The organism is Pediococcus stilesii (assembly GCF_001437075.1).
Classification (GTDB): domain Bacteria; phylum Bacillota; class Bacilli; order Lactobacillales; family Lactobacillaceae; genus Pediococcus; species Pediococcus stilesii.
The window spans coordinates 24,016-49,484 of sequence record NZ_JQBX01000005.1 but is presented as its reverse complement, the minus strand read 5'-3'; the positions used below and the strand labels follow the sequence as shown (position 1 = coordinate 49,484).

The following is a 25,469-nucleotide window of genomic DNA, read 5'->3' as shown; positions in this document are numbered from 1 at the left end:
ATTTAGAGTAGAATTTCATTTGCATATTTTTTGAAACGGAGAGTAAAAGATGTTTTCGTATTTAAAACGGATTTTAATTGGTAAGCCTCTGAAAACTTTAGATGAGAGTGGCCAAGCTTTAACAAAATTTAAGGCGCTCGCATTACTTTCTTCAGATGCGTTATCATCTATTGCATATGGTACCGAAGAAATTCTCTCGGTATTAATGGTTTTATCTGCGGCCGCAACCTGGTATTCAATTCCGATTGCAGCGATAGTTTTAGTACTGTTATTCGCAATCACGGTTTCATACCGCCAAATTATTAAGGCATATCCTTCCGGTGGTGGTGCGTATGTCGTAGCGAGCACTAACTGGGGGACTTCCGCCGGTTTAGTTGCTGGTGGATCGCTATTGGTTGACTACATGTTAACCGTTGCGGTAAGTGTGACTTCGGGAACGGAGGCGATTACCTCTGCAATTCCGGCACTGCAAAAGTATCATGTTGCGATTGCAGTTTTAATTGTTTTGGGGATTATGGCGCTAAATTTACGTGGACTGCGGGAGTCGGCAAGTTTCTTAACCATTCCGGTTTACTTATTTATTGTCGTAATTTCAGTTATGATTGTAGTAGGACTCTACAATATTGCCACGGGACAAATTACATATCACGCTGCTTCAGCCGTTGGATCTGCTGTTCCCGGAATGACTGTAATTTTATTCTTAAGGGCTTTATCATCAGGTTCATCTTCTTTGACCGGGGTTGAAGCAATCAGTAATGCCGTGCCTAACTTTAAGAAGCCGCGGCGTAAGAATGCTGCTGGAACCCTTGCAATTATGTCGCTTATCTTAGCTTCATTCTTTGCTGGAATCACGTTCCTGGCGTATTACAGCGGGATTGTTCCAAGTGATTCTCAGACAGTGTTATCCCAAATTGGGGTAACCATTTTTGGACACGGAATTCTCTATTACGTCCTCCAGCTAGCAACCGCCCTAATTTTGGCAGTTGCTGCAAATACTGGTTTTTCAGCGTTTCCAATGTTGGCCTACAATTTGGCAAAGGATAAATTTATGCCACATGCTTACATGGATCGCGGAGATCGACTTGGATATTCCAATGGGATTATCTCACTAGCTGCCGGAGCCATCGTTTTGATTTTAATCTTTGGCGGACAAACGGGACTCTTAATTCCGTTATACGCGATTGGGGTTTTCGTTCCATTTACATTGTCGCAATCGGGAATGATTATCCATTGGAAGCGTGAAGGCGGTAAGAGTTGGGTATGGAACTCGGCGGCTAACTTCCTTGGGGCACTTTTATCAGCCGTCTTGGTTATCTGTTTGTTGTTCCTACATTTTAGCAATGTATGGCCTTACTTTATTGTTATGCCATTGCTATTGATGATGTTTTACAAGATTCGTCGTCACTACGATGAGGTTGCCGATCAATTACGAGTAATTGAAAAGGGTAAAGTAAATCTACATGATTATGATGGATCGACCGTTATTGTTTTGGTTAGCAATGTTACCCAGGTGACGTCTGGTGCGATTAACTATGCTAGATCGATTGGTGATTACGTCATTGCGATGCACGTTTCGTTTGACTCTAATCCGGAAAAAGAGCATAAGACGGCGATGGAATTCAAGGCCGAGTATCCGGACGTAAGATTCGTGGATATTCATTCGTCATACCGCTCAATTACCAACCCGACCTTGCGTTTCTGTGATGTGATTGCCAGACGAGCTGCAGAACGGAACTATACAACTACGGTATTAGTACCACAGTTTGTTCCAAGAAAGCCATGGCAAAATATCTTGCATAACCAAACGGGATTACGCTTAAGAGCATCGTTGAATTCTCGCGAAAATATCATTGTTTCAACTTATAATTACCACTTAAAGTAAAATATTAGTTAATATTTAGAACCGTGATCGAGTTATAGTCGATTGCGGTTCTTTTTTACAATATATTTAGCCGTAAAAATGTGAAGATTTTTTTGATTTCTGAAAGATTGGTTTAAATTGTTTGTTATTTTTGTGAAGGTCATTGTATATGGTTTAACAGATTCGGTATAATAAGCTTATTATGAACAAAAAGAGGACAAGTTATGCGATTTGAGATAATTGTTAGTCTATTCGCAACAATGATCATTTCGGCAATATTAACGCCATTTGTCCGAAGAATTTCTTTTAAAGTTGGAGCGGTTGATAAACCAACGGCACGAAGGGTGAATAAAGTTCCTATGCCAACAATGGGTGGTCTAGCGATCTTTATTGCCTTCAACTTCTCACTATTTTTTCTGCTTAGGGATCAAATTCCTAATCTGCAGTTGTATGGGATTTTCTTTGGTGAGTGTATCATCTTAATAACGGGAATTATTGACGATATTTTTGAATTAAAACCTACTCAAAAAATGTTGGGAATTTTGTTAGCGGCATTGGCGGTTTACATGTTCGCTAATGTCCGGATGACCACACTGACGATTCCCTTTGTGGGGATGGTCTACCTCGGATGGTTTTCATTACCGATCACGTTACTCTGGATTGCGGCAATTACCAATGCAATTAATCTTCTTGATGGCTTGGATGGCTTGGCAACTGGAGTAACAATTATTGCGTTATTTACGACGGGATTTACGGGACTATTCTTTTTACCATCAACTAATATATACGTGGTAATTATGATTTTTACTCTAGTTGCGGCAGAAATAGGATTTTTACCCTATAATTTTTTCCCAGCTCGAATTTACTTAGGTGACACGGGAGCTCTATTTATTGGATTTATGATTTCGATTTTTTCGTTATCAGGATTGAAAAATGCGACGTTTATTTCAATATTAATTCCAGTTATGATTTTAGGAGTTCCGATTACAGACACAGTTTATGCTATTTTACGGCGACTTTTAAATAAAGAATCGATTTCACATGCGGACAAACGCCATTTACATCATCGCTTAATGCAAATGGGGCTGACGCATCGCCAAACCGTATTGGTAATTTATGGAATATCACTAATTTTTTCGTTTATTGCACTTTTATATCCAATCTCGACTTTTTGGGGATCGGTTTTACTCACCATTGCTATATTGATTGGGATCGAACTGTTTGTGGAAGCGATTGGCTTGGTTGGTGAAAATCGAACACCCATGCTCAATTGGATTCGAAAGATGGTCCGTTCAAACACATCTAAAACGGATAGTAATGAGTTTAAAGAAGAAAATACGCTGCGTGATCAAGTTCGAACACGGAGTGAACGCCATAAAAAAGGACGCTAATACAATATAGTTGTCAGACATAAAAAGAGATTCGGAAGTGACTACTTCTGAATCTCTTTTAATTTAGTTTGGATAAGGAAGTTCAACTCGTTGTTTCCCAAGGTCTTTAAAAGATACGTTGCCGCTGAACATCCCAACTAACTCATCTTTAATTTTTGAAAGTTGTTCTTTTGGTGCCGAGATGGTTGTCGTTACCTGAGTAGTATATTCGGTATTCAAAATTGACAAATTATTTTGTGCTAGGTAATAGTCCAATTGATCGTTGTTCTGATAGTTAACCATGATTGATAAACGTTCTTGGTCAATGAGTTGAACAAGGTCAGCTTCTTGAACGACAAGAGAAGCACTTGATCCATAAGCTCGAATTAGTCCTCCTGCTCCAAGCTTGATTCCACCAAAGTAGCGAGTAACCACCACCAAAATGTTCGTTAAGTTTTCCCGCTTTAAAACTTCGAGGATGGGGACACCGGCAGTTCCAGATGGCTCGCCATCGTCTGAAGCACGTTGAATATCTTGCTGATCCCCTAAAATAAAGGCATAGCAATTGTGAGTTGCTTTTGATTCAATTTCGCGAATTTCTTCAATTTTTTGGTTTGCTTCTGCTTCAGTTTTGATGGGAACAATGCGACTGATAAATTTTGATTTTTTAATTTCATGTTCACTTTTAAAAGATGCACTGGTAGATAAAATTAATTTCAAGAAAAATACTCCTTTTTTCGTATGTATAAACTATGCTTGAAAAATTGAAAGAAAAATACTATGGACGATTGGTCCCAATTAAGACGAGTGACATTGCAAAGACTCATGTTGACTATGTTGATACTATCATCTGCAAAGGACAAAAAATTTATTGCTATCGTTGCGGAGGAAAAACACCACTGAATGAAGGTCGGCTTCCAAATGATCAAATTTACTGTCGAAAATGTTTAAATTTGGGCCGAATTTCATCATTAATTCGCTTAGGAACGCTACCCGAACCAAATAATTTTAGCAAAGGAAAAAGCTACCTTAAATGGCAAGGCAAGTTGACCGCTGCTCAAAATAAATGCTCCAGACAAATTATTGATTCAATCAATCAAAAGACCGATCGGCTTCTGTGGGCGGTGACTGGTGCCGGAAAAACTGAAATGCTTTTTCCAGGAATCGACCATGGCTTAATGCATGGAAAGCGAATTTGTATTTGTTCGCCAAGAGTAGACGTTGTTTTAGAACTATTTCCACGGCTTCAAAAGGCTTTTCCAGAGCAAAGAATAATGTTACTGCATGGACGAGCAATTGAGCCGTACGAATACACCCAGTTTGTTTTATGTACAACGCACCAGCTATTAAGATTTTACCACGCATTTGACGTCTTAATAATTGACGAGGTTGATTCTTTTCCGTTTGCTACTAATGATGAATTGCATTTCGCGGTGCAACACGCTAAAAAAATAAAAAGTTCGGTCATTTACTTGACGGCAACTCCAGATGGAGAATTATTGAAAAATAGTCGAAATGGAAAATTAGCAACGAGTTATTTAACGCAGCGTTTCCACGGACATCCCTTACCAGAAATTCAAGTGACGACCGGTCAAAACTGGATAAAAAGATTTAATAAAAATCAGATTCCCCACTGCCTACAAAAATTCATTGACGAGCAAATTGAAAATCAACGCCAATTTTTGCTTTTTGTACCCCAAATTAAAGAGTTATCACTGGTAATGAAGGTGATCCAGAAAAAATATCCTGAGCTAAGAATTCTGACCGTCCACGCTGCAGATCAAGAAAGGATTGAAAAAGTGCAATTGATGCGTGAGCAAAAACTTGATGTGTTGGTGACAACGACAATTTTAGAACGGGGGGTTACTTTTCCAGGGATTGATGTAGCCGTCCTCGGTGCAGATGATCAGGTTTTTTCAATGGCAGCATTGGTGCAAATTGCCGGTCGAGTTGGTCGAAGTCCTCAACGGCCAACCGGAACGGTCTTATTTATTTGTTCAATGTTGAACCGTAATATTAAGCGAGCACAAAAACAAATTAAATTTATGAATAGGAAGACGACATTATGAAAACGTGTTTAATCTGTTCTAAGGATATTGCTAATGCATCAAGTCTGGAGTTTATTTTAAGCTTTAAAAGATTTAACGAATCGGCGGCGTGTCGCGAATGTTTCAGTCAATTCACACTTTTGGAGGGTAAAAAAATATGCACGACATGTTCAAAAATTACGGCATCAATCGAATGCTCGGACTGTAAAAGTTGGAATGATGGACTAATCAATCAATCCATGTTTCAGTATAATGCAATGATGCGTGCTTTTTTTAAATCATATAAGTTTCAGGGTGACTACGCGTTACGCTTGGTTTTTCGTGAAAGATTTGTTAATTTTATTAAAAATTCGATTAAAGAAAATGAACAAATTGTGCCAATCCCAATCGATGAAGATACAATGAAGGCACGTGGATTTAATCAGGTAACTGGACTAATTGAGGGACTTGATTTTTTGAATGTTCTATCAAACCAGCGAACTGAAAATAGTAAGCATCAATTTCAACGTAACCGAGAGGAGCGATTGGCGCACGTCAATACTTTTAAAGCCATTGATAACCATGCGATTGACGGTCAAAACGTTCTACTAGTTGACGACATTTATACCACTGGAACAACGATTCGCCAAGCAGCAGATGTTTTGAAAAAGCAGGGTGTTCGGACTGTGCGATCCATTACACTTTGTAGATAGTATTTGAGGATATTGATTGTTTATTATAGCGTTTTCATTTATAATAAAGGTGTACAGAAATACATGTATTAAAACTTATATTTCTGTAGTGAACGTTGCTTGTTCACAGTTGAAAGGAGAGAAGTCTTATGCTTGATTTTAATGTACGTGGTGAAAATATTGAAGTAACAGAAGCAATTCGGGAATATGTGGAGAAACGAATTGGCAAAATTGAAAAGTACTTTGATCAAGGTGCCAGTCCAAAGGCTCACGTAAACTTGAAAGTATACCAAGATCGCACAGCTAAAGTGGAAGTAACAATTCCAATGCCATACTTGGTATTAAGAGCAGAAGAAACTTCGCCCGATTTATATGCTAGCGTTGATCTAGTAACTGATAAGTTAGAGCGTCAACTTCGTAAATACAAGACAAAAATTAACCGTAAGTCCCGCGAGAAGGGCTATAAGGGCGTTGAAGTTCCTAAGGAAGATGTTGTTGAAAATGAGGAAGAGACAAGCATTTTTGATATCGTTCGGACAAAGCAAGTTTCCTTAAAGCCAATGGGAAGTGAAGAAGCAATCTTACAGATGGATATGCTTGGACACAACTTCTTTATCTATGAGGATGCAGATACTGGAGCGGTTGACATTGTATACCGTCGTCGTGATGGTCGTTATGGTTTGATCGAATCTGCAAACGAATAAATTGATACTTAAATTTAATAAATAATCAAAAAGTTTAATAAACCTTTAATGGTTTATTAAGCTTTTTACTTTTAAATGAGTTTAATTGTAAGAATAAAAATGATAAACTGAAACAGGCTATCGTTTTTACGATTAAGATATAGTACGGAAGGAATAAGTGCATGGCAAACATTTTAAGAAAATGGGTTGAAAGTGATGCTCGAGAGCTAAAACGGCTTGGAAAAAAAGCAGATAAAATAGAAGCCCTAAAAGAAGAAATGGAACAATTAAATGATGTTGAACTAAAGGCAAAGACCCCGGAATTCAAAGAACGTCTTCAAAATGGAGAAACTTTGGACGATATTTTGGTCGAAGCGTTCGCGGTTGCCCGTGAGGCAGCCAAGCGGGTATTAGGATTATTTCCATTCCGTGTTCAATTAATCGGTGGAATGGTCCTTCATGGCGGTAATATCGCGGAAATGAAGACTGGAGAAGGTAAAACTTTAACGGCTACTTTACCCGTTTATTTAAATGCGCTTGGCGGACAAGGGGTTCACGTTGTTACGGTTAATGAGTACCTTGCTGAACGAGACTCAACTGAAATGGGTGAACTTTATAATTGGCTCGGGTTGACGGTTGGAGTAAACTCAGCGGAGATGACACCAGATCAAAAACGCGAGGCCTATAATTGCGATATCACGTACTCAACTAATAGTGAAATTGGTTTCGATTATTTGAGAGATAACATGGTGGTTTACAAAGAGGATATGGTTCAACGTCCACTAAACTTTGCATTAATCGATGAGGTTGATTCAATTTTAATTGATGAGGCTCGAACGCCGTTAATCATTTCCGGTCAGACGGAGCCTTCTGTAACGTTGTATGAACGTGCTGATCGGTTTGTTAAAACTTTGGCAGAGGGTGATTACACCATTGACTGGGAGTCAAAATCTATTTCTTTAACAGAAAATGGAATTCGCCGTGCTGAAAACTTTTTCAGGACAGAGAATTTGTATGACGTTGAGAATAGTGCGTTAAATCATCATATCGATCAGGCTTTACGAGCAAATTACATTATGCTTAAAGATAAAGATTATGTGGTTTCTGATGGTGAAGTATTGATTGTTGATTCATTTACTGGTCGTGTGATGGAAGGTCGGCGTTTCTCAGATGGACTTCATCAAGCAATCGAAGCAAAAGAACATGTTGAAATTCAAGATGGTGCCAAAACAATGGCCAATATCACTTACCAAAATCTCTTCCGGATGTATCGTAAACTTTCCGGAATGACGGGTACCGCAAGAACAGAAGCGGAAGAATTTCGTGAAATTTATAATATGGAAGTTACATCAATTCCAACGAACCGTCCCGTCGCCCGTGATGATCGTGCGGATTTGTTATACCCAACTTTAGAGAGTAAATTTAAGGCGGTTGTCAAAGAAATTAAAAAGCTTCATACCAAGGGCCAACCGATCTTAGTTGGTACAGTGGCGGTTGAAACATCGGAGTATTTATCACGACTGTTAGATCGGGAAAATGTTCCACACGTCGTTTTAAATGCTAAAAACCACGCCCGCGAAGCGGAAATTGTTACAAATGCTGGTCAAAAGGGTGCAGTAACAATTGCGACAAATATGGCTGGTCGTGGAACGGATATTAAGCTCGGACCTGGAGTGGTTGAATTAGGTGGCTTGGCCGTTATTGGTACAGAACGACATGAATCACGACGGATCGATAACCAGTTACGTGGCCGTTCAGGACGTCAAGGGGATGTCGGAATGTCGCAATTCTATCTTTCACTTGAAGATGATCTGATGATTCGTTTCGGTTCGGAGAGAATTAAGGATTTACTTTCAAGAATGAAAGTTGCCGATGAAGATGCTGTAATTCAAAGCCGTTTAATTAGCCGCCAGGTAGAATCAGCTCAAAAACGAGTTGAGGGTAATAACTATGACGCACGTAAAAATGTTCTCCAATATGATGATGTTATGCGTGCTCAACGTGAAGTAATCTATGCGGAACGTCAGCAAGTAATTATGGAAGAAAACGGCTTGAAGGACGTCTTAATGCCAATGGTTTATCGGACGATTGACCGGGTGGTTGATGCACACACGCAAAAGACACAAAAAAGCTATGACCTAGATACAATTGTGGAATTCGCAAGGACGGCATTGGTTTCAGATAAAGATATTAATCGAGAAGATCTCGCTGGAATGTCTGCTAAGGAAATTAAGGTATACTTAAAACAATTAGCGGATCAAATGTATCAGGTTAAAGAAAAAGCACTCTATGATCCCGCTCAAATTCTTGAATTTGAAAAGGTGGTCATTTTACGAGTGGTTGACCAACACTGGACGGATCATATTGATGCCATGGATCAGCTACGTCAATCTGTTGGATTGCGAGGCTATGGACAATTAAATCCACTTGTGGAGTATCAACAAGAAGGTTATCGGATGTTTAACGAAATGGTTACCGACATCGAATATGAAGTAACCCGTTTATTTATGAAATCAGAAATTCGTCAAAATCTAGAAAGATAGTTGAATATAATAAACTGGGAGGGTGAGTTAACCATTCCCAGTTTTTATTGTGAATAAAAGGAGTTTTAATTAATGGAGCTAGTAGAAGCAAAACACCAAATTGAAGATATGAAAAAAGAAGTTGCCGACTTCGGGAGGTCTCTTTGACTTAGATGCATTGAACGAAAGTATCAGTGTTAATGAGTTAAAAATGGCTGAACCGGGGTTCTGGGATGACCAGGATGCGGCACAAGTTATTATTAATGAGAATAATGAGCTAAAACAAAAGTATGATAATTTTAAAAATTTAGTCGATCATGTGGATAACTTGGAAGTTACGCTTGAATTGCTGGAGCTGGAAGCAGATGCCGACATGCAAGCGGAATTTGAAGAAGAACTGTTGTCAACCGCAAAGCTTCTGGGAGATTATCGCTTAGGGCTGTTATTAAACGGTAAATACGATGCTAATAACGCGATTCTTGAAATCCATCCCGGAGCGGGAGGAACCGAATCCCAGGATTGGGGATCAATGTTATTACGAATGTACACCAGATGGGCGGAGCAACACAGTTTTAAAGTCCAAATTGAAGATTATCAAGCGGGTGAAGTGGCTGGAATAAGCAGTGTGACGATTAGAATTATTGGTCATAACGCGTATGGTTATTTGCGATCGGAAAAAGGTGTCCACCGTCTGGTTCGGTTGTCACCGTTTGATTCTGCCGGCCGTCGACACACTTCTTTTGCGTCTGTGGATGTAATGCCTGAATTAGATGATTCGGTTGAAGTTAATATTAATCAGGACGATTTGCGAGTTGATGTATATCGCTCAAGTGGAGCTGGAGGACAACATATCAACAAAACTTCCTCCGCGGTCCGAATTACGCATTTACCAACGGGAATTGTTGTTGCAAGTCAGGCTGAACGCTCTCAGTTACAAAATCGGGTGACAGCGATGAACATGCTGAAGGCCAAGTTGTTTGAATTAGAAGAGCAAAAAAAGGCTGAAGAAAAAGCAAAACTAGAGGGAACACAACTCGAGATTGGCTGGGGATCACAAATTCGATCCTACGTCTTCCATCCATATTCCATGGTTAAAGATCATCGTAGTAATTTTGAAACGGCCAACGTTCAAGGTGTTATGGATGGTGATCTGGATGGGTTTATTAACGCCTACTTACAGTGGAAATTAAAGGGCGATAATCCAAAATAAGGAGATTTTCTAAATGGCTAGAACGATATTAGTTGTTGACGACGAACCATCAATCGTCACCTTGCTTACTTATAATTTGGAACAGGCTAATTATCATGTGATCAGTGCAAATAATGGGTTAGATGCAGTGGAAACTGTTCAAAAAGAGTCTGTTGATTTTATTATTATGGATTTAATGCTGCCTAAGCTAGACGGAATCGAAGCGACGAAGCAAATTCGAAAATTTAATGAGCAGGTTCCAATTGTCATGTTGACGGCCAAATCCAGTGAAGTGGATAAGATATTAGGACTTGAACTGGGGGCGGATGATTATATTACAAAGCCGTTTAGTCCACAAGAACTAATATCAAGGATTAAAGCCATCTTGAGACGGACCGACCGCGCAATTGACTTGGCTAAAATCGACCCATCTGTTGAGCAAGCGGACATATTTGTCGACTTCAAAAGAATGATTGTGAAGCGCGGAGGAAAGACGGTTCAATTAACGCCGAATGAGTTTAAGTTATTAAGATATCTTTTTAAAAATTCAAATCAAGTTTTATCAAGGGATCAGATTCTAGAAAATGTTTGGGGCTATGAATATAGCGGCCAAACTAGAATTGTTGATATTCATATCAGTCATTTACGGGATAAATTAGAAAATGATCCGAAACATCCTAAAATAATAAAAACAATCAGGGGGTTTGGGTATGAGTTCATCTCGGAAAAAGGCAATTAGCCGGACCGTTCAGTTTGGATTTGCCAGTTTAGTTGGAAATGCGTTTATGGCCTTTCTTGTATATAAGCTAATTACTAAGGAAAATCCACGAGTGACACGAGTAGATATGTCATTACTGGTTGCTGTAATCCTATTAATCACAATCATTGAAATTATTGTTTTTTGGAGCAATCAAAAAAATGTTATCGAACGACAGCATTTGTTTAGAAAAAATTTGGAAGAGGTTATTAAAGGAAATCGAGTTCCAAAGATTCATTTGGATCCAGATGATCCCTTCTATAACTTATCCAAGACGATCAATGAAATTAGTACGCATGAGCGTCACCAAATTCACGTTTTGACTAACCAACAAAGCGAATTGGAAGCAATTGTGGATAACTTGCCGGTTGGCGTTTTGGTTATCAACAGGCATCGTGAATTACAGGTGGCCAATACATATGCAATTAACCATTTAGGAATTACAGGCCTAGATGTCCCACATCCATACACGATGGATATCCGAAATAAAGAGCTTAGTAATCTAGTGGATAGCGTATTTCAGAGCCGACAAAGTATTACTAAAACCATCGAGTTGGATGGAGATCAATCGTACGTCTTTGAAACCACGATTGTTTACAGTCCTAAAGTACATCATAAATTTGAAATAATAGTTTTACTGTACGATGTGACGGCTGCCGTACAATCTAAACGAATTGAACGGGATTTCGTTAATAACGCATCGCACGAATTAAGAACGCCAATCACATCAATTGCTGGATTTGCTGATACACTACTTGGCGGAGCGAAGGATGATCCGGAGACGCTGAATAACTTTTTACACATTATTAAGTCAGAAAGTGACAAACTGGTTCAGTTGACGGATGACATTTTGACAATGTCACGAGTGAAAAATGGAAATTCAGAGCGTAAAGAAATTAACATTTACGATTATGTTGACCAACAATTGCAGATGATGGAAGGTAATATTAAAGGGATGAATTTAACTATTCAAAATAACATTCCACGAGATATTGCTGAAAAGGTTGTTGAAAATGACCTATTTCAAATTACAAAAAATTTAATTACAAACGCAATTCGTTACAACAAGGTTGGTGGAAAGATAGCCGTTGATTACCGATCACATCATGATGGGTGGGAGTTAATTGTCAGTGACACCGGTGTAGGTATCCCAATGGACCAAACGGAACGAGTCTTTGAGCGTTTTTATCGTGTGAATAACGCCATCAAAGGCGGTACCGGACTGGGATTAGCCATTGTTAAGGAAGCCGTAGCCGATATGGGCGGAAGCGTCCGGATTGAATCGGATATGGAAAGTGGAACTGCGGTGTTTGTGAAATTTAAGCGGCAAGCGTAAAAAACGCGGCGTGACTTAGTTAATCAGACAACACAAATGAATTGCAAACTCCAAAAAATGCGATTTAGCTTTTTAATTCCTGAAAATAAACGGTATGTTAAATATTCAATAAATTTAGAATAATTGTTTTAAAATAATTGGAGAAAAGCTCGAATAGTGGTTCAGTGAAAACTGGCTCTATTTGGAGCTTTTTTATTTACGTCAAAAACTTGTGAAATTTGATCCGGATAAACACTTTTAGGAGTCTTTACCAAATCTTTACATTTCCAATATCTAACCTTTACGTAGCTCAGGTAGTATTGAAAATGAAATTAGAGATTAGAGAAAAGGGGTCAGGACAATGAAAAGCTTTGGTAAGGGTATTCTCTTTACAACAGTTATCGCATTTATCTTAGTTTTGTCGGGATGTGGCACGCAATCGCAAAAAAAGTCGGTGACAATCGTTGGGTCAACGGCTCTGCAACCACTGGTAGAAAAGGCGGCAGCTGATTACCAGGTAAAACATGACGGTGTAGATATTACCGTTCAAGGTGGCGGATCTGGAACAGGATTAAGCCAGGTACAACAGGGGGCCGTTGATATTGGAAATTCTGATGTCTATGCCGAGCAACAAGATGGGATTGATGCTAAAAAATTAGTCGATAATCGAGTTGCGGTAGTTGGAATGGCACCAGTTGTGAATAAAGATGTTCCAATTAAAAATATTTCAATGCTAAACTTACAAAAGATTTTTACGGGTAAGATCACGAACTGGAAAGAGGTTGGCGGTCCAAATCAAAAAATTGTTGTAATCAACCGAGCACAGGGGAGCGGAATTCGAAAATCTTTTGAACGGGTTGTATTGAAAGGAAAAACCGCATTGAATGCGCAAGAACAAGATTCAAACGGAACGGTTCAAAAAATTGTTCAAGCCACTCCAGGCGCAATCAGTTATCTATCTTTTTCATACTTTAATAATCAAATTAAACATCTTTCAATTGATAATGTACAACCAACCGCTAAGAACGTTGTTAATGACAACTGGAAAATTTGGTCTTATGAACACATGTATACGAAACAAAATCCAAGTAAGGCGGCCAAAGATTTTATCAAATATATGACTTCGGAAACGGTTCAAAATAATTTAGTCTCAGACCTAGGATATATTTCAATTCACAGTATGAAAGTTGAACTAACGCCTGACGATAAAGTAATTCCAATTAAAGGAGCTGAATAGTAATGGATGCAGTAAAAACGGAACTTATGAAAAAGTCAAAAGCTTCAAGACAAGATCAACGAGGAAAATTAATTTCATTATTCTGTATTTTTCTAATTATGTTAGTTGTTTTATCGATCTTGTACATGATTACTTCGAAAGGCTTGGCAACCTTTTTTGAAAACAAAATGAGTTTTACTGATTTTTTCACTAAAAAAGTGTGGAATCCAAGTGCCAAACCGCAGCCGCTAGTTGGTGCATTACCAATGATTGTCGGTTCGTTTGGAGTTACAGTTTTATCGGCAATTTTAGCTGCGCCATTTGCGATTGCAACAGCCGTATTTATGACGGATATTTCTGGAAAACGGGGACAAGCAATCCTTCAGCCGGTAATTGAACTATTGGTTGGAATTCCATCAGTTGTGTATGGATTCATTGGACTGACGGTTGTAGTTCCGTTCACCCGGGCGGTATTTGGTGGGACTGGCTTCGGGATTCTATCAGGAACATTTGTATTGTTCGTCATGGTTTTGCCAACGGTCACTTCAATGTACGTTGATAGCCTAAAAGCAGTGCCGCGTTTTTATCGCGAAGCGTCTTTAGCACTCGGAGCAACTAGATGGCAAACCATTTACAAAGTAATTATTCGGGCATCCATTCCAGGATTACTAACCGCAATTATTTTTGGAATGGCACGTGCTTTTGGAGAAGCTCTCGCGGTTCAAATGGTAATCGGAAATGCGTCAATTTTACCACAGGACCTAGTTTCACCAGCATCAACTTTGACTAGTGTCTTAACAACCGGAATTGGAAACACAGTCCTCGGAACACTACCAAATAACGCGTTGTGGTCACTAGCGTTGGTATTGCTATTAATGTCCCTAGTATTTAACCTGTTAACAAGATTTATTGGAAAGAAGGGAGCCTTCTAATGAACGCTAAAAAAGCCGATAAGATTGCCACTGCAATCATCTATATCTTGGTTGGAATCGTCGTTTTAATTTTAGTGGCTCTGCTAGGATTTATCCTAATTTCAGGATTGCCACATGTTACTTGGTCATTTTTAACCTCGCCTGCTTCGGCATTTAGTGCCGGTGGAGGGATTGGTGATCAACTATTTAATTCATTTTATCTTCTGATATTAACCCTAATTATTTCTTTTCCGATTTCTTTAGGTGCGGGAATCTACCTGGCTGAATATGCCAAAAAAAATTGGTTGACTGATGCAATTCGAATTACGATCGAAGTTCTAAGTTCGCTACCATCTGTTGTGGTTGGTCTGTTTGGATTTTTACTGTTTGTAGTTCAGTTTAAACTAGGATTTTCGATTATTTCTGGGGCGATTGCATTAACATTTTTTAATTTACCACTGCTGACCAGAAATATAGAAAATTCACTAAATGGGGTTTCTAATTTACAGCGTGAGGCAGGATTATCCTTGGGTCTTTCACGCTGGAAAACGGTCACAAAGGTTGTTGTTCCCGCAGCATTACCAGGAATTTTAACAGGAATTATTTTGAGTGCTGGACGTGTGTTTGGGGAAGCCGCGGCGTTAATTTTTACTGCTGGACAAAGTGCGCCAATGTTGAACTATGCAAATTGGAATCCATTGAGTGGAGATAGTCCTTTAAATATATTCCGACCTGCGGAAACCTTGGCCGTGCATATCTGGAAAATTAATACTGAAGGAATCATGCCTGATGCAAGCCAAGTTTCGGCTGGAGCGTCGGCCGTACTGGTAGTCGCAGTTTTGATCTTTAATTTAGGGGCACGTTTTGCTGGTAATTATATTTACCGAAAGATTACCGCTAGTAAATAGATTGTGAGGGGAAAGAAATGGTTGAAAAAGTAAATAAGGAAAAGTCGATTCTAACATTTCCCGCTGACCGTGAAATCGCGTTAGAAACTAAAAACGTTCAAGTATACTATGGTGATAACCATGCAATGCACGATGCATCCCTTCAATTTCCACGCTACTCCATTACCGCATTAATCGGTGCTTCAGGATCGGGAAAGTCGACGTATTTAAGAAGTTTGAATCGAATGAATGACGGAATTGCGCGTGTTGATGGGGAAATTATGTATCGTGGATTAAATATTAATTCAAACGAGGTTGATATTTACCAAATGCGGAGAAGGATTGGAATGGTATTTCAACGCCCGAATCCGTTTGCAAAATCAATTCATAATAACATTAGTTTTCCGCTCCATGAAATGGGCATTAAAGATAAAAGTAAAATTAATGAGATTGTTGAATCAAGTTTAAAACAAGCGGCCCTGTGGGATGAGGTCAAAGATGATCTAGGACGAAGCGCGTTGTCGCTTTCTGGTGGTCAGCAGCAACGTTTGTGTATTGCACGATCACTGGCGATGAATCCTGATATTTTATTAATGGATGAACCGGCAAGTGCTTTAGATCCAATTTCGACTTACAAATTAGAAATGACACTTAGTGATTTAAAGGATCAATATACGATTATTATCGTTACGCATAGCATGGAACAAGCTTCACGATTAAGTGATTATACCGCCTTTTTACACATGGGAAAAATTGTTGAATTTGATACTACTAAAAATGTTTTTACGAATCCGACGATGAAACTCACGGAAGATTATGTATCTGGAAACTTTGGATAGATTGGAGAAGGACATGGCAAATAATAATATTATTACTGCTGAAAACGTTCGACTTTATTATGGAAAACACGAGGCTTTACATGGAATAGATTTGGATTTTCCAGAAAAACAGATCACCGCGCTGATTGGTCCTTCGGGAAGTGGAAAATCCACTTTCTTAAGAAGCTTAAATCGAATGAATGATTTAATTCCAGATGTAACAGTTACTGGAACTATCAGGCTGGATGGCTCGGATATTTATTCACCACAAACTGATACGGTTGAACTCCGTAAACGAGTAGGAATGGTTTTCCAACAGCCTAATCCATTTCCGTTTTCTGTCTACGAAAACGTCACATATGGGTTACGACTAGCGGGCGTTAAGGATAAAAAGTTGTTGGATCAGCGTGTTGAGGAAAGCCTTAAGCTTGCAGCGGTGTGGGATGAAACGAAGGATCACTTAAAAGACAACGCCCTCTCATTTTCAGGTGGGCAGCAGCAACGGATTTGTATTGCACGAGTATTGGCGGTTAAGCCGGAAATTATTTTGCTTGATGAGCCAACAAGCGCTTTGGATCCCGTATCCTCGGCGAAAGTTGAGGATAGTCTGCTAGCAATTAAAAATCAATATACAATTGCAATTGTGACACACAATATGCAACAGGCCTCACGGATTTCGGATCGGACGGCATTTTTCTTGAACGGAAAGTTGATTGAGGTTGATAATACAGCCAATATCTTCTTGAATCCAAAACAGCAAGAGACAAGTGACTATTTAAACGGAAAATTTGGGTAGGAGGAATAAGACAATGCGTGGAATTTTTAATGATGAGCTTAAGAGACTATTAGGAAAATTTACTGAAATGGGAATCAACGTTAGTGAACAAATTTATCGGGCGACAAAATCTTTCATTGATCATGACCGAGACATGGCCCAGGGTGTCATTGATTTTGATAATAATATTAATGAAGAAGAAGTGAACTTGGAAGATCAAGCTTTAAATCTAATGGCCCTTCAGCAACCCGTAGCGTCCGATTTTCGTCAGGTAATCGTGGTATTAAAAGCGAGTTCGGAACTTGAACGAATTGGAGATCATGCGGTTGGAATTGCCAAAGAAACAATCCGAATAAAGGGACATAATCGTGATTCTCAAATTGAGTCCGAAATTGCTGAAATGACCAATGCCGTTCGTACCATGCTTGATATAACAATGGATGCGTACGTTAAAAAAGACGGAAAGCTAGCTGACGAAGTAATTAAGGCAAATAACCAAATTGATGCTAATTACAAAAAAATTCGAAAAGAAGTACTGAGCAATATGAAAACTGATCCTAAATCCGTAACGGGGGGTACAGGCTACTTAATGGTGGCTAACTATATTGAACGGATTGGGGACCATATAATAAACGTTGTAGAATGGATTTTATATAACCAAACGGGAAAGATTACCGAAATTAACGCGGATGTAACGGATGTAGATGGACTAAATTAATTTAATTGAGAAGTTATTACTGGGTTAAAAAAAGGTAATAACTTCTCATTTTTTTGTATAAAGATTGCTAATCGAAAGCCAAAAGCTGTAAAATTACAGGTAACAACAAAGTATTGAGGTGAACTATTTGAAATCAAAGTCAAAAATGAAATTTAATAAGTCGAACGACCGTTTTGTAGCGGGCGTGATGGGCGGAATTGCGGAGTACTTTGGGTGGGATAAGGCCCTAACACGCATTATTGCGTTGGTTTTAATTATCCTATCACATGGTTTACTGCTGATCCCATATTTTATATTAGCCTGGTTGATGCCAAGTAAAACTACAAACGCTTATGAACAATTCACTAGCCGTTTCAATTTTATGCGGGATCAAGGATCGACGAAGAAGAAAAAGAGAAAAGAAATTAAGAATGCTGAAGAACATGATGTTAACGATTAAAAACTAATGGATCAGTTAAATATGACATGGAGACAGGAGTAGATAGATGCGCTTTTGGCAAAGAGTATTAATTAATGGCATTTTATTTATTGCATTAACCGGATTTTTCCAGAATAGTGGAAGTTTTTATGTTTCAAATATGTGGATTGCGTTAGTGGCAAGTTTGATATTGGCAATACTGAATGCCAGTATTAGGCCAATTCTACAAATCATTTCATTACCAATCACGCTGTTAACGTTGGGATTGTTTAGTATCGTTATTAACGCCCTTATGTTAGAAATGACATCGGCGTTTGTTGGGTCAAACAATTTTCATTTTTCATCATTTGGAATGACGATGCTGATATCAATCATTTTATCAATCTGCAATGCTATTATCTCAAACCACCTTACAAATCGACGATAAAGGAGGCCAAATAAATGGCCGATAGTGTTTTAGTATCAGAACTAGTTAAGAAAATCAGATTGGGCATATTTTATGGAGAAGAATTTCTAGACCAAAAGGAAATTACGATTAGTGATATTTCGCGACCAGGTCTAGAATTAACCAATTATTTTAAATTTTACCCACATGAACGGGTTCAACTATTTGGTCAAACTGAGATTTCATATGCAAAAGACAGTATGACCAGCGCGGAACGGACAACAGTTTACGAACGAATGGCTGATGTTGATACGCCCGCTTTTGTTATTTCACGCGATTTACCCGTTCCAGCCGAATTGACCCAAGCAGCCAAAAACAATCAAGTTCCAATTTTAACGTCAAGTTTGCCTACTTCGCGTTTATTGAGTAACATGACGAATTTCTTAGAGGACCGTCTAGCAGAACGGGATTCCATTCATGGCGAGCTACTAGAAATTTATGGATTGGGTGTTTTAATTACGGGAGACTCCGGTATTGGTAAAAGTGAAACTGCGCTGGACCTAATTAAGCGTGGACATCGTTTGATTGCCGACGATCGTGTTGATATTTATCAGCAAGATGAGCAAACTTTAATCGGAGAAGCACCACGAATTTTGCGTCATCTGCTGGAAATTCGTGGGGTCGGAATTATCGATGTGATGAACCTCTTTGGAGCCAGTTCGGTTAAAAATCATACGGAAATTAGTTTGATTGTTCATCTGCAAAATTGGGACAAAGATGCTCATTTTGATCGACTTGGCAATGGTGAGCAAACGCGTCACTTTTTTGATTTAGACATTCCTAAAATCACGGTTCCGGTCCGTGTTGGTCGAAATTTAGGAGATATTATTGAAGCAGCGGCCATGAATTTTAGAGCTAAAAATATGGGATACGATGCTACAAAGGTCTTTGATCAAAACTTAAACGAGTTAATCAAAGATAATTCTCAAAAGTAGGAAGTGGATTTTTTGGAATTTATTTTAGGAGCGCTGAATCCGATTGCTTTTTCTTTCGGCGGAATTCAGGTTCATTGGTATGGAATAATTATCGCCTCTGCGGTCGTTATCGCGACTTTATTGGCTGTTAGGGAAGCTAAACGACGTCGAATTGATCCTGATAATATTTATGATTTAATTTTATGGGCGCTCCCGGTGGCGATTGTGTCAGCTCGGACATACTATGTGATTTTTGAATGGGGTTATTATAAGAACCATCTAGATGAAATCATTCGGGTTTGGGACGGCGGAATTGCAATTTATGGCGCATTGATCGGAGCAGGAATTGTCGTTTACCTTTTTTGCCGAATTAAATGGATTCCAGTTTGGTTAATGCTAGACGTGATAGCACCAGTTCTAATTATGGCTCAAGGCATTGGTCGTTGGGGCAATTTCATGAATCAAGAAGCATTTGGACGTATCACGAGCCTTGATTTTTTGCAGAGCTTGCATCTCCCACAGTTTATTATTCAGCAGATGTTTATTAACGGAGCATATCGACAGCCAACGTTTTTATATGAATCAATGTGGGACATCTTAGGCTTTATTGTCTTAATGAGTTTAAGACATCGTCCAAACTTATTTAAGCAGGGTGAAGTGTTCTTAACGTATGTTATTTGGTATTCATTTGGCCGTTTTTTTGTCGAAGGAATGCGAACCGATAGTCTGATGCTACTAGGAATCCGAGTTTCACAATGGTTGTCCGTAATTCTCTTCTTCGGTGCAATTACACTAGTGATTTTACGTCGTCGAATGTTGAAAGATCGACTTCCTAGATATCTGGACGGAAATGAGTTAGCACCAAAATGAACTTGAGTAAAGTACCTTTCTATATGATAATGAGAAGGTACATAAACTAATTTTTAAATATATCAATGTAAGGGGATTAACTATGGCAAAAAAAGTTGCAGTGTTAGGAGCCGGTTCATGGGGCAGTATTTTAGCAAATATGCTTGTTCAAAACGGTAACGACGTTGTTGTCTGGTCCAATATGGAAAAGCAAGCTAAAGAACTTAACGAGCAGCATTCCAACGAACACTATGTTCCTGGATTTAAGTATGATGAACGTTTAGTTGCAACAACTGATTTAGAGTTTGCGTTGAAGGATGTTGACGCGGTACTTTTTGTAGTTCCGACAAAAGTAATGCGCTTAGTTGCACAACAGATGGTCGATGTACTAAAGAAAACTGGTCAAAAGCCAATTATTATCCATGCAAGTAAAGGATTAGAACTAGGAACGCACAAACGTTTATCAGAAGTTTTGGCTGAAGAAATTCCAGCTGATTTGCGGCAGGCAATCGTTGTTTTGTCTGGTCCAAGTCATGCCGAAGAAGTTGCAAAACAAGATTTAACTTTGGTGACCGCAGCAAGTTCCGATTTGAAAAGCGCTGAATTTGTTCAAGAACTATTTATGAATAATTATTTCCGTGTTTACACCAATGATGATATTATCGGTGTCGAAATGGGTGCGGCATTGAAAAACGTTATCGCAATTGGAGCGGGTGCACTGCACGGCCTAGGTTATGGCGATGACGCTAAAGCGGCTTTGATTACGCGCGGCTTGGCTGAAATTTCTCGTCTGGGGGTTGCGTTTGGGGCCAAACCACTTACATTTATTGGCCTATCAGGTGTTGGTGATTTGATTGTTACGGCAACCAGTGTCCATTCAAGAAACTGGCGCGCTGGAAACGAACTTGGACAGGGCATGAAGTTACAAGAAGTAATTGATACGATGGGAATGGTCATTGAAGGGGTACCTTCTACCAAAGCCGCATATGAGTTAGCTCAGCAAAAAAAGATTGAAATGCCGATTACTGAAGCCATCTACGATGTGTTGTATAATGACAAGGGTGTTAAAGAGGTTATTGACAACTTAATGCACCGTGATGGAAAATCAGAGTTAGAGTAATTTTGGAGGAATTTTTTATGTTAAAAGCAAAAAAGGTGCGTAAAGCAATTATTCCAGCTGCTGGATTAGGAACTAGATTTTTACCAGCAACAAAAGCTTCACCAAAGGAAATGTTGCCAATCGTTGATAAACCAACAATTCAATACATAGTTGAAGAAGCTCGTAAATCTGGAATTGAAGAAATTCTAATCATTACGGGTAAGGGAAAACGAGCAATTGAAGATCATTTTGACGCGGTTCCTGAATTGGAAGATAACCTTCGAGCAAAAGGTAAAATCAAAATGTTGGAATCAGTTGAAGAAACTACAGGACTTGATATGTACTTCAAGCGCCAAAGTCATCCACAAGGATTAGGGGATGCAGTTTTGACGGCTAAAACGTTTGTTGGTAATGAACCATTTGTTGTAATGCTAGGTGATGACTTAATGGAAGATAAAGTTCCCTTGACCAAGCAACTAGTTGATTCTTTTGAGCAAACTGGCGCATCAACATTAGCAGTTTTACCTGTACCGCACGAAGAAGTTTCTAAGTACGGGGTAATTGATCCTTCTGAACAAGTTGAAGAGGGATTATACAACGTTTCTCGTTTTGTTGAGAAGCCTGCAGTGGAAGACACTCCAAGTGACTTAGCAATTATTGGTCGATACGTTCTTACACCAGAAATTTTCGAAATTCTTGAAAACCAACAGCCGGGTGAAGGAAACGAAGTTCAATTAACTGATGCAATTGACACACTTAACAAAAAACAACGGGTCTTTGCCAAAGTCTTTAACGGCGATCGGTACGATGTTGGAAACAAATTTGGTTTCTTGAAGACTAATATCGAATATGGATTAAAACATCCTGAAACAAAAGATGAGTTAAAAGACTACATCAAAGATTTAGCCAAACGACTCGACTAAAAATAACTTTTTGCAGTAAAATAAATCAAGCGGCTCTAGGGAAATCTGGACCGTTTGATTTTTTAAATAAACAAAATGATAGACAGTTATAAAAAGTAAGTGTTATAGTAGGTTCATTATCAGATTGGGAGGAAAGAGAATGGCAAAGCAATATGATGTTGTTATTATCGGCGCGGGTCCTGCTGGAATGACCGCCGCATTATACGCATCTCGTGCAAATCTTTCGGTAGTTATGTTGGACCGTGGAATTTATGGTGGTCAGATGAACAACACGGCTTCGATTGAGAATTTTCCGGGATTTAAGTCAATTTTAGGCCCAGATTTAGCAAAAGATATGTACGAAAGTTCAACGCAATTCGGAGCGGAGTACGCTTATGGAAGTGTTGAATCAATTCGAAATGACGGTGATACAAAGCTCGTTAAAACCGATATGGGTGATGAATTTGAAGCTAAAGTCGTCATCATTGGAACCGGATCTGAATACAAGAAGCTCGGGGTTCACGGTGAAGAAGAGTTTAGTGGCCGTGGTGTTTCTTACTGTGCCGTATGTGATGGGGCCTTCTTTAAAGGAATGCATCTAGTAGTAGTTGGTGGTGGCGATTCAGCAATTGAAGAGGGATTATACCTCACTCAGTTGGCTTCTAAAGTAACGGTAATTCACCGTCGTGACCAACTTCGCGCTCAAAAGATTATTCAAGATCGTGCCTTTGCAAATCCCAAGATGGAGTTTGTATGGAACAGTAATGTTACTGAAATCACGGGTGATGGTAAGGTTAGTGGCGTGAAAGTTAATAACAACCAAACCGGCGAAGATTCATTCATTGAAGCTTCAGGAGTTTTCATCTATGTTGGTGTTCATCCAATGACCGATGCGTTTGATGGGTTAGGAATTTTAGACGAAAATGGCTGGATTCCAACGGACGATCATATGCATACAAATGTTCCTGGTATACTGGCTGTTGGTGATGTACGTAAGAAAGACTTACGTCAAATTACCACTGCTGTTGGTGAAGGCGGTACAGCCGGACAACAGGCTTACGAATATATTCAAGAATTAAATAGCAAAGTTAAAGAATAACTTTCAATATTTAAGGAGGAGTTACGGCAAATGTAGTTTTGCTGTGGCTCCTCTTTTATTTTGAAGACGATTTACGGATTCTTAAAAGGAATTGCTTAGATCGATAAAATATCAAATTTGAAGTTGCTGGATTAAAAATTGAATAATTGGTCTATACAAGTATTAGAAAAAACGCTTTCTGAGTAATGTGTAGTATTGTATAATTAGACTAATAGGTAATCTACACTTTAGGAGGAATTTTGAATGAGTTGGGAAGATTCTGTAAAACAATGGCAAGAATATGCCGATTTAGATTTTAACTTAAAACAAGAATTACAAGACTTAACTAAGGATAAGGATGCTCTAAAAGAAGCGTTTTATGCACCAATGGAGTTTGGAACAGCGGGAATGCGTGGCGTTATGGGACCGGGAATTAATCGGATGAATATTTACACGGTTCGCCAAGCAACTGAAGGACTTGCCAACTTTATGGATACCTTAGATTTTACTGATAAAAAGCGAGGAGTAGCAATTAGCTTCGATTCTCGTTACCATTCACAAGAATTTGCCTTAGAAGCAGCAGGCGTTTTGGGTAAGCATGGCATTCCAAGTTTTGTTTTTGATAGCATGCGTCCGACTCCTGAATTGTCATTTACGGTGCGTGATCTAAATACATACGCCGGGATTATGATTACGGCAAGCCACAATCCTAAACAATATAATGGATATAAAATTTATGGTCCCGATGGTGGACAAATGCCACCGATGGAATCGGATAAGATTACGGACTATATTCGTCAAGTTACTGATATTTTTAGCGTTCAAACGTTGTCACAAAGCCAGTTGAGAGACAAGGGACTAATGACGTTAATTGGTGAAGATGTTGATCTTCAGTACTTGGAAGAAGTTAAAACGGTTTCCATTAATCATCAATTAATTAAGCGTTTTGGGGCGGATATGAAGTTAATTTATTCGCCATTACATGGAACGGGAAAGGTCGTTGGGGGTCGAGCATTATCGAATGCCGGTTTTAAGGACTACACAATGGTTCCACAGCAGGCAATTGCGGATCCTGAATTTATTACAACGCCCTTCCCAAATCCTGAATTTCCACAAACTTTTGACTTGGCAATTGAACTGGGAAAGAAACAGAAAGCCGATTTATTGATCGCAACGGACCCAGATGCCGATCGGTTAGGTGCAGCAGTTCGATTACCGGACGGAGAATATAAGTTGCTTACTGGAAACCAGATTGCGGCTGTAATGCTGGATTATATTTTAACTGCTCATGATGCGGCTGGCGATTTGCCAGGTAATGCTGCTGCGGTTAAATCAATTGTTTCTAGCGAATTGGCAACTCGAATTGCAGAAGCCCATCATGTTGAAATGATTAACGTTTTAACTGGGTTTAAATATATTGCGGATCAAATCAAGCATTATGAAGAAAATGGGGACCATACCTTCATGTTTGGTTTTGAAGAAAGTTATGGTTACCTTGTTCGTCCTTTTGTTCGTGATAAAGATGCAATTCAGGGACTGGTGTTATTGGCTGAAATTGCGGCTTACTACCGTAGTAAGGGACAAACCTTATATGATGGTGTGCAAAACTTGTTTGCAACGTACGGATATCACGAAGAAAAGACGATTTCAAAAGACTTTCCTGGCGTTGACGGTAAGGAAAAAATGGCTGCGATTATGGAAAAGGTTCGAGAGGAACGTCCAGACCATTTTGATCAATATAAAGTCATGGAAACTGAAGATTTCTTATCACAAACTAAGTATGAAGTTGATGGATCAACAAAAGAAATTAAACTTCCAAAGGCAGACGTATTGAAATTTATGCTGGATGATGGCACGTGGATTGCAATTCGTCCTTCAGGTACCGAGCCTAAGATTAAGTTCTATATCGGCACGGTTGGAGATAATGAAGACGAAGCAATTAAAAAAATTGATGTTTTTGAAAAAGCAATTAATGAATTAGTTGATTAATAAAGATCAGAAAAATATTGAAGTCATGGCTAAA

General features: G+C 39.0%; 24 protein-coding genes. 23 read left to right on the top strand and 1 reads right to left on the bottom strand.

Annotated elements, in window-relative coordinates; all coding sequences use genetic code 11:
• The first annotated feature begins 49 nt into the window (after nucleotides 1-49).
• Nucleotides 50-1,882 carry an APC family permease gene (locus tag IV81_RS03110; RefSeq protein ID WP_057802194.1) on the top strand — a complete coding sequence of 611 codons (1,833 nt, stop codon included), beginning with the start codon at nucleotides 50-52 and terminating at the stop codon, nucleotides 1,880-1,882.
• Nucleotides 1,883-2,085: 203 nt separating this feature from the next.
• Nucleotides 2,086-3,252 (top strand): glycosyltransferase family 4 protein, encoded by a 1,167-nt coding sequence (locus IV81_RS03105; RefSeq protein ID WP_057802193.1) that lies wholly within the window; start codon nucleotides 2,086-2,088, stop codon nucleotides 3,250-3,252.
• A 63-nt stretch (nucleotides 3,253-3,315) separates the two neighbouring features.
• On the opposite strand, the gene IV81_RS03100 is transcribed toward IV81_RS03105, so the two are convergent.
• Complete coding sequence (locus IV81_RS03100) at nucleotides 3,316-3,951, bottom strand: YigZ family protein (RefSeq protein WP_057802191.1); 636 nt, start codon at nucleotides 3,949-3,951, stop codon at nucleotides 3,316-3,318.
• Between the two features lie 32 nt (nucleotides 3,952-3,983).
• Here IV81_RS03100 and IV81_RS03095 point away from each other — a divergent pair, with 32 nt between their 5' ends.
• The 21 genes from IV81_RS03095 (at nucleotide 3,984) to IV81_RS02995 (ending at nucleotide 25,435) form a co-directional block, all read left to right on the top strand.
• Nucleotides 3,984-5,300, top strand: coding sequence for an ATP-dependent helicase ComFA (locus IV81_RS03095; protein ID WP_057802189.1), 1,317 nt, complete (start codon nucleotides 3,984-3,986; stop codon nucleotides 5,298-5,300).
• Nucleotides 5,297-5,971 carry a ComF family protein gene (locus IV81_RS09485; RefSeq protein ID WP_236696819.1) on the top strand — a complete coding sequence of 225 codons (675 nt, stop codon included), beginning with the start codon at nucleotides 5,297-5,299 and terminating at the stop codon, nucleotides 5,969-5,971. Before IV81_RS03095 ends, IV81_RS09485 begins: the two co-directional genes overlap by 4 nt.
• A 128-nt stretch (nucleotides 5,972-6,099) precedes the next feature.
• The gene (hpf, locus tag IV81_RS03085; protein WP_057802187.1) at nucleotides 6,100-6,654 is read left to right on the top strand and encodes a ribosome hibernation-promoting factor, HPF/YfiA family; all 555 of its coding nucleotides are present in this window, start codon (nucleotides 6,100-6,102) and stop codon (nucleotides 6,652-6,654) included.
• A 161-nt stretch (nucleotides 6,655-6,815) separates the two neighbouring features.
• Nucleotides 6,816-9,176, top strand: a complete 2,361-nt coding sequence (gene secA, locus IV81_RS03080; protein ID WP_057802185.1) for a preprotein translocase subunit SecA — start codon at nucleotides 6,816-6,818, stop codon at nucleotides 9,174-9,176.
• 72 nt (nucleotides 9,177-9,248) lie between these two features.
• Nucleotides 9,249-10,365 (top strand): peptide chain release factor 2 gene (gene prfB / locus IV81_RS03075; RefSeq protein ID WP_138474487.1). Its coding sequence is split into 2 segments (ribosomal slippage): nucleotides 9,249-9,320 and nucleotides 9,322-10,365, totalling 1,116 coding nucleotides; the frame shifts between segments, so codons are not numbered across the junction.
• Nucleotides 10,366-10,378: 13 nt separating this feature from the next.
• Complete coding sequence (locus IV81_RS03070; RefSeq protein ID WP_057802181.1) at nucleotides 10,379-11,083, top strand: response regulator transcription factor; 705 nt, start codon at nucleotides 10,379-10,381, stop codon at nucleotides 11,081-11,083.
• Nucleotides 11,055-12,437, top strand: coding sequence for a sensor histidine kinase (locus tag IV81_RS03065; protein ID WP_057802179.1), 1,383 nt, complete (start codon nucleotides 11,055-11,057; stop codon nucleotides 12,435-12,437). Before IV81_RS03070 ends, IV81_RS03065 begins: the two co-directional genes overlap by 29 nt.
• Nucleotides 12,438-12,777: 340 nt before the next feature.
• Complete coding sequence (locus IV81_RS03060) at nucleotides 12,778-13,653, top strand: phosphate ABC transporter substrate-binding protein (RefSeq protein WP_057802177.1); 876 nt, start codon at nucleotides 12,778-12,780, stop codon at nucleotides 13,651-13,653.
• A 2-nt stretch (nucleotides 13,654-13,655) separates the two neighbouring features.
• Nucleotides 13,656-14,564, top strand: coding sequence for a phosphate ABC transporter permease subunit PstC (gene pstC, locus IV81_RS03055; RefSeq protein WP_057802175.1), 909 nt, complete (start codon nucleotides 13,656-13,658; stop codon nucleotides 14,562-14,564).
• Nucleotides 14,564-15,451, top strand: a complete 888-nt coding sequence (pstA, locus tag IV81_RS03050) for a phosphate ABC transporter permease PstA (RefSeq protein WP_057802173.1) — start codon at nucleotides 14,564-14,566, stop codon at nucleotides 15,449-15,451. Before pstC ends, pstA begins: the two co-directional genes overlap by 1 nt.
• 17 nt (nucleotides 15,452-15,468) lie before the next feature.
• Nucleotides 15,469-16,269: a phosphate ABC transporter ATP-binding protein PstB gene (gene pstB, locus IV81_RS03045; protein ID WP_057802171.1), complete on the top strand. Its 801-nt coding sequence runs from the start codon at nucleotides 15,469-15,471 to the stop codon at nucleotides 16,267-16,269.
• 13 nt (nucleotides 16,270-16,282) lie between these two features.
• On the top strand, nucleotides 16,283-17,044 hold the full coding sequence (gene pstB, locus IV81_RS03040) for a phosphate ABC transporter ATP-binding protein PstB (RefSeq protein WP_057802169.1): 762 nt from the start codon (nucleotides 16,283-16,285) through the stop codon (nucleotides 17,042-17,044).
• Between the two features lie 13 nt (nucleotides 17,045-17,057).
• The gene (gene phoU, locus IV81_RS03035) at nucleotides 17,058-17,741 is read left to right on the top strand and encodes a phosphate signaling complex protein PhoU (RefSeq protein WP_057802167.1); all 684 of its coding nucleotides are present in this window, start codon (nucleotides 17,058-17,060) and stop codon (nucleotides 17,739-17,741) included.
• A 118-nt stretch (nucleotides 17,742-17,859) separates the two neighbouring features.
• Complete coding sequence (locus IV81_RS03030) at nucleotides 17,860-18,180, top strand: PspC domain-containing protein (protein WP_236696818.1); 321 nt, start codon at nucleotides 17,860-17,862, stop codon at nucleotides 18,178-18,180.
• A gap of 46 nt (nucleotides 18,181-18,226) precedes the next feature.
• Nucleotides 18,227-18,586, top strand: coding sequence for a phage holin family protein (locus IV81_RS03025; RefSeq protein WP_057802163.1), 360 nt, complete (start codon nucleotides 18,227-18,229; stop codon nucleotides 18,584-18,586).
• Nucleotides 18,587-18,600: 14 nt separating this feature from the next.
• Entirely contained in the window at nucleotides 18,601-19,539 is a 939-nt protein-coding gene (gene hprK / locus IV81_RS03020) for an HPr(Ser) kinase/phosphatase (protein ID WP_057802161.1), read from the top strand.
• A gap of 12 nt (nucleotides 19,540-19,551) precedes the next feature.
• A complete protein-coding gene (gene lgt, locus IV81_RS03015; protein ID WP_157059751.1) occupies nucleotides 19,552-20,388 on the top strand; it encodes a prolipoprotein diacylglyceryl transferase in 837 nt (278 codons plus the stop codon).
• A gap of 82 nt (nucleotides 20,389-20,470) precedes the next feature.
• Nucleotides 20,471-21,487 (top strand): NAD(P)H-dependent glycerol-3-phosphate dehydrogenase, encoded by a 1,017-nt coding sequence (locus tag IV81_RS03010; protein WP_057802158.1) that lies wholly within the window; start codon nucleotides 20,471-20,473, stop codon nucleotides 21,485-21,487.
• A 17-nt stretch (nucleotides 21,488-21,504) separates the two neighbouring features.
• Nucleotides 21,505-22,389, top strand: coding sequence for a UTP--glucose-1-phosphate uridylyltransferase GalU (gene galU, locus IV81_RS03005; protein WP_057802155.1), 885 nt, complete (start codon nucleotides 21,505-21,507; stop codon nucleotides 22,387-22,389).
• Between the two features lie 139 nt (nucleotides 22,390-22,528).
• Nucleotides 22,529-23,467 (top strand): thioredoxin-disulfide reductase, encoded by a 939-nt coding sequence (gene trxB, locus IV81_RS03000; protein ID WP_057802153.1) that lies wholly within the window; start codon nucleotides 22,529-22,531, stop codon nucleotides 23,465-23,467.
• 243 nt (nucleotides 23,468-23,710) lie between these two features.
• Nucleotides 23,711-25,435: a phospho-sugar mutase gene (locus tag IV81_RS02995; protein ID WP_057802151.1), complete on the top strand. Its 1,725-nt coding sequence runs from the start codon at nucleotides 23,711-23,713 to the stop codon at nucleotides 25,433-25,435.
• Nucleotides 25,436-25,469: the final 34 nt, after the last annotated feature.

Coding starts and splice junctions, on each gene's coding strand:
- IV81_RS09485 (WP_236696819.1), top strand. CDS start 5,297: ATGAAAACGTGTTTAATCTGTTCTAAGGATATTGCTAATGCATCAAGT.
- pstA (WP_057802173.1), top strand. CDS start 14,564: ATGAACGCTAAAAAAGCCGATAAGATTGCCACTGCAATCATCTATATC.
- IV81_RS03060 (WP_057802177.1), top strand. CDS start 12,778: ATGAAAAGCTTTGGTAAGGGTATTCTCTTTACAACAGTTATCGCATTT.
- hpf (WP_057802187.1), top strand. CDS start 6,100: ATGCTTGATTTTAATGTACGTGGTGAAAATATTGAAGTAACAGAAGCA.
- trxB (WP_057802153.1), top strand. CDS start 22,529: ATGGCAAAGCAATATGATGTTGTTATTATCGGCGCGGGTCCTGCTGGA.
- secA (WP_057802185.1), top strand. CDS start 6,816: ATGGCAAACATTTTAAGAAAATGGGTTGAAAGTGATGCTCGAGAGCTA.
- pstB (WP_057802169.1), top strand. CDS start 16,283: ATGGCAAATAATAATATTATTACTGCTGAAAACGTTCGACTTTATTAT.
- IV81_RS03105 (WP_057802193.1), top strand. CDS start 2,086: ATGCGATTTGAGATAATTGTTAGTCTATTCGCAACAATGATCATTTCG.
- IV81_RS03070 (WP_057802181.1), top strand. CDS start 10,379: ATGGCTAGAACGATATTAGTTGTTGACGACGAACCATCAATCGTCACC.
- phoU (WP_057802167.1), top strand. CDS start 17,058: ATGCGTGGAATTTTTAATGATGAGCTTAAGAGACTATTAGGAAAATTT.
- IV81_RS03110 (WP_057802194.1), top strand. CDS start 50: ATGTTTTCGTATTTAAAACGGATTTTAATTGGTAAGCCTCTGAAAACT.
- IV81_RS03095 (WP_057802189.1), top strand. CDS start 3,984: ATGCTTGAAAAATTGAAAGAAAAATACTATGGACGATTGGTCCCAATT.
- IV81_RS02995 (WP_057802151.1), top strand. CDS start 23,711: ATGAGTTGGGAAGATTCTGTAAAACAATGGCAAGAATATGCCGATTTA.
- IV81_RS03025 (WP_057802163.1), top strand. CDS start 18,227: ATGCGCTTTTGGCAAAGAGTATTAATTAATGGCATTTTATTTATTGCA.
- galU (WP_057802155.1), top strand. CDS start 21,505: ATGTTAAAAGCAAAAAAGGTGCGTAAAGCAATTATTCCAGCTGCTGGA.
- pstB (WP_057802171.1), top strand. CDS start 15,469: ATGGTTGAAAAAGTAAATAAGGAAAAGTCGATTCTAACATTTCCCGCT.
- IV81_RS03010 (WP_057802158.1), top strand. CDS start 20,471: ATGGCAAAAAAAGTTGCAGTGTTAGGAGCCGGTTCATGGGGCAGTATT.
- pstC (WP_057802175.1), top strand. CDS start 13,656: ATGGATGCAGTAAAAACGGAACTTATGAAAAAGTCAAAAGCTTCAAGA.
- IV81_RS03065 (WP_057802179.1), top strand. CDS start 11,055: ATGAGTTCATCTCGGAAAAAGGCAATTAGCCGGACCGTTCAGTTTGGA.
- hprK (WP_057802161.1), top strand. CDS start 18,601: ATGGCCGATAGTGTTTTAGTATCAGAACTAGTTAAGAAAATCAGATTG.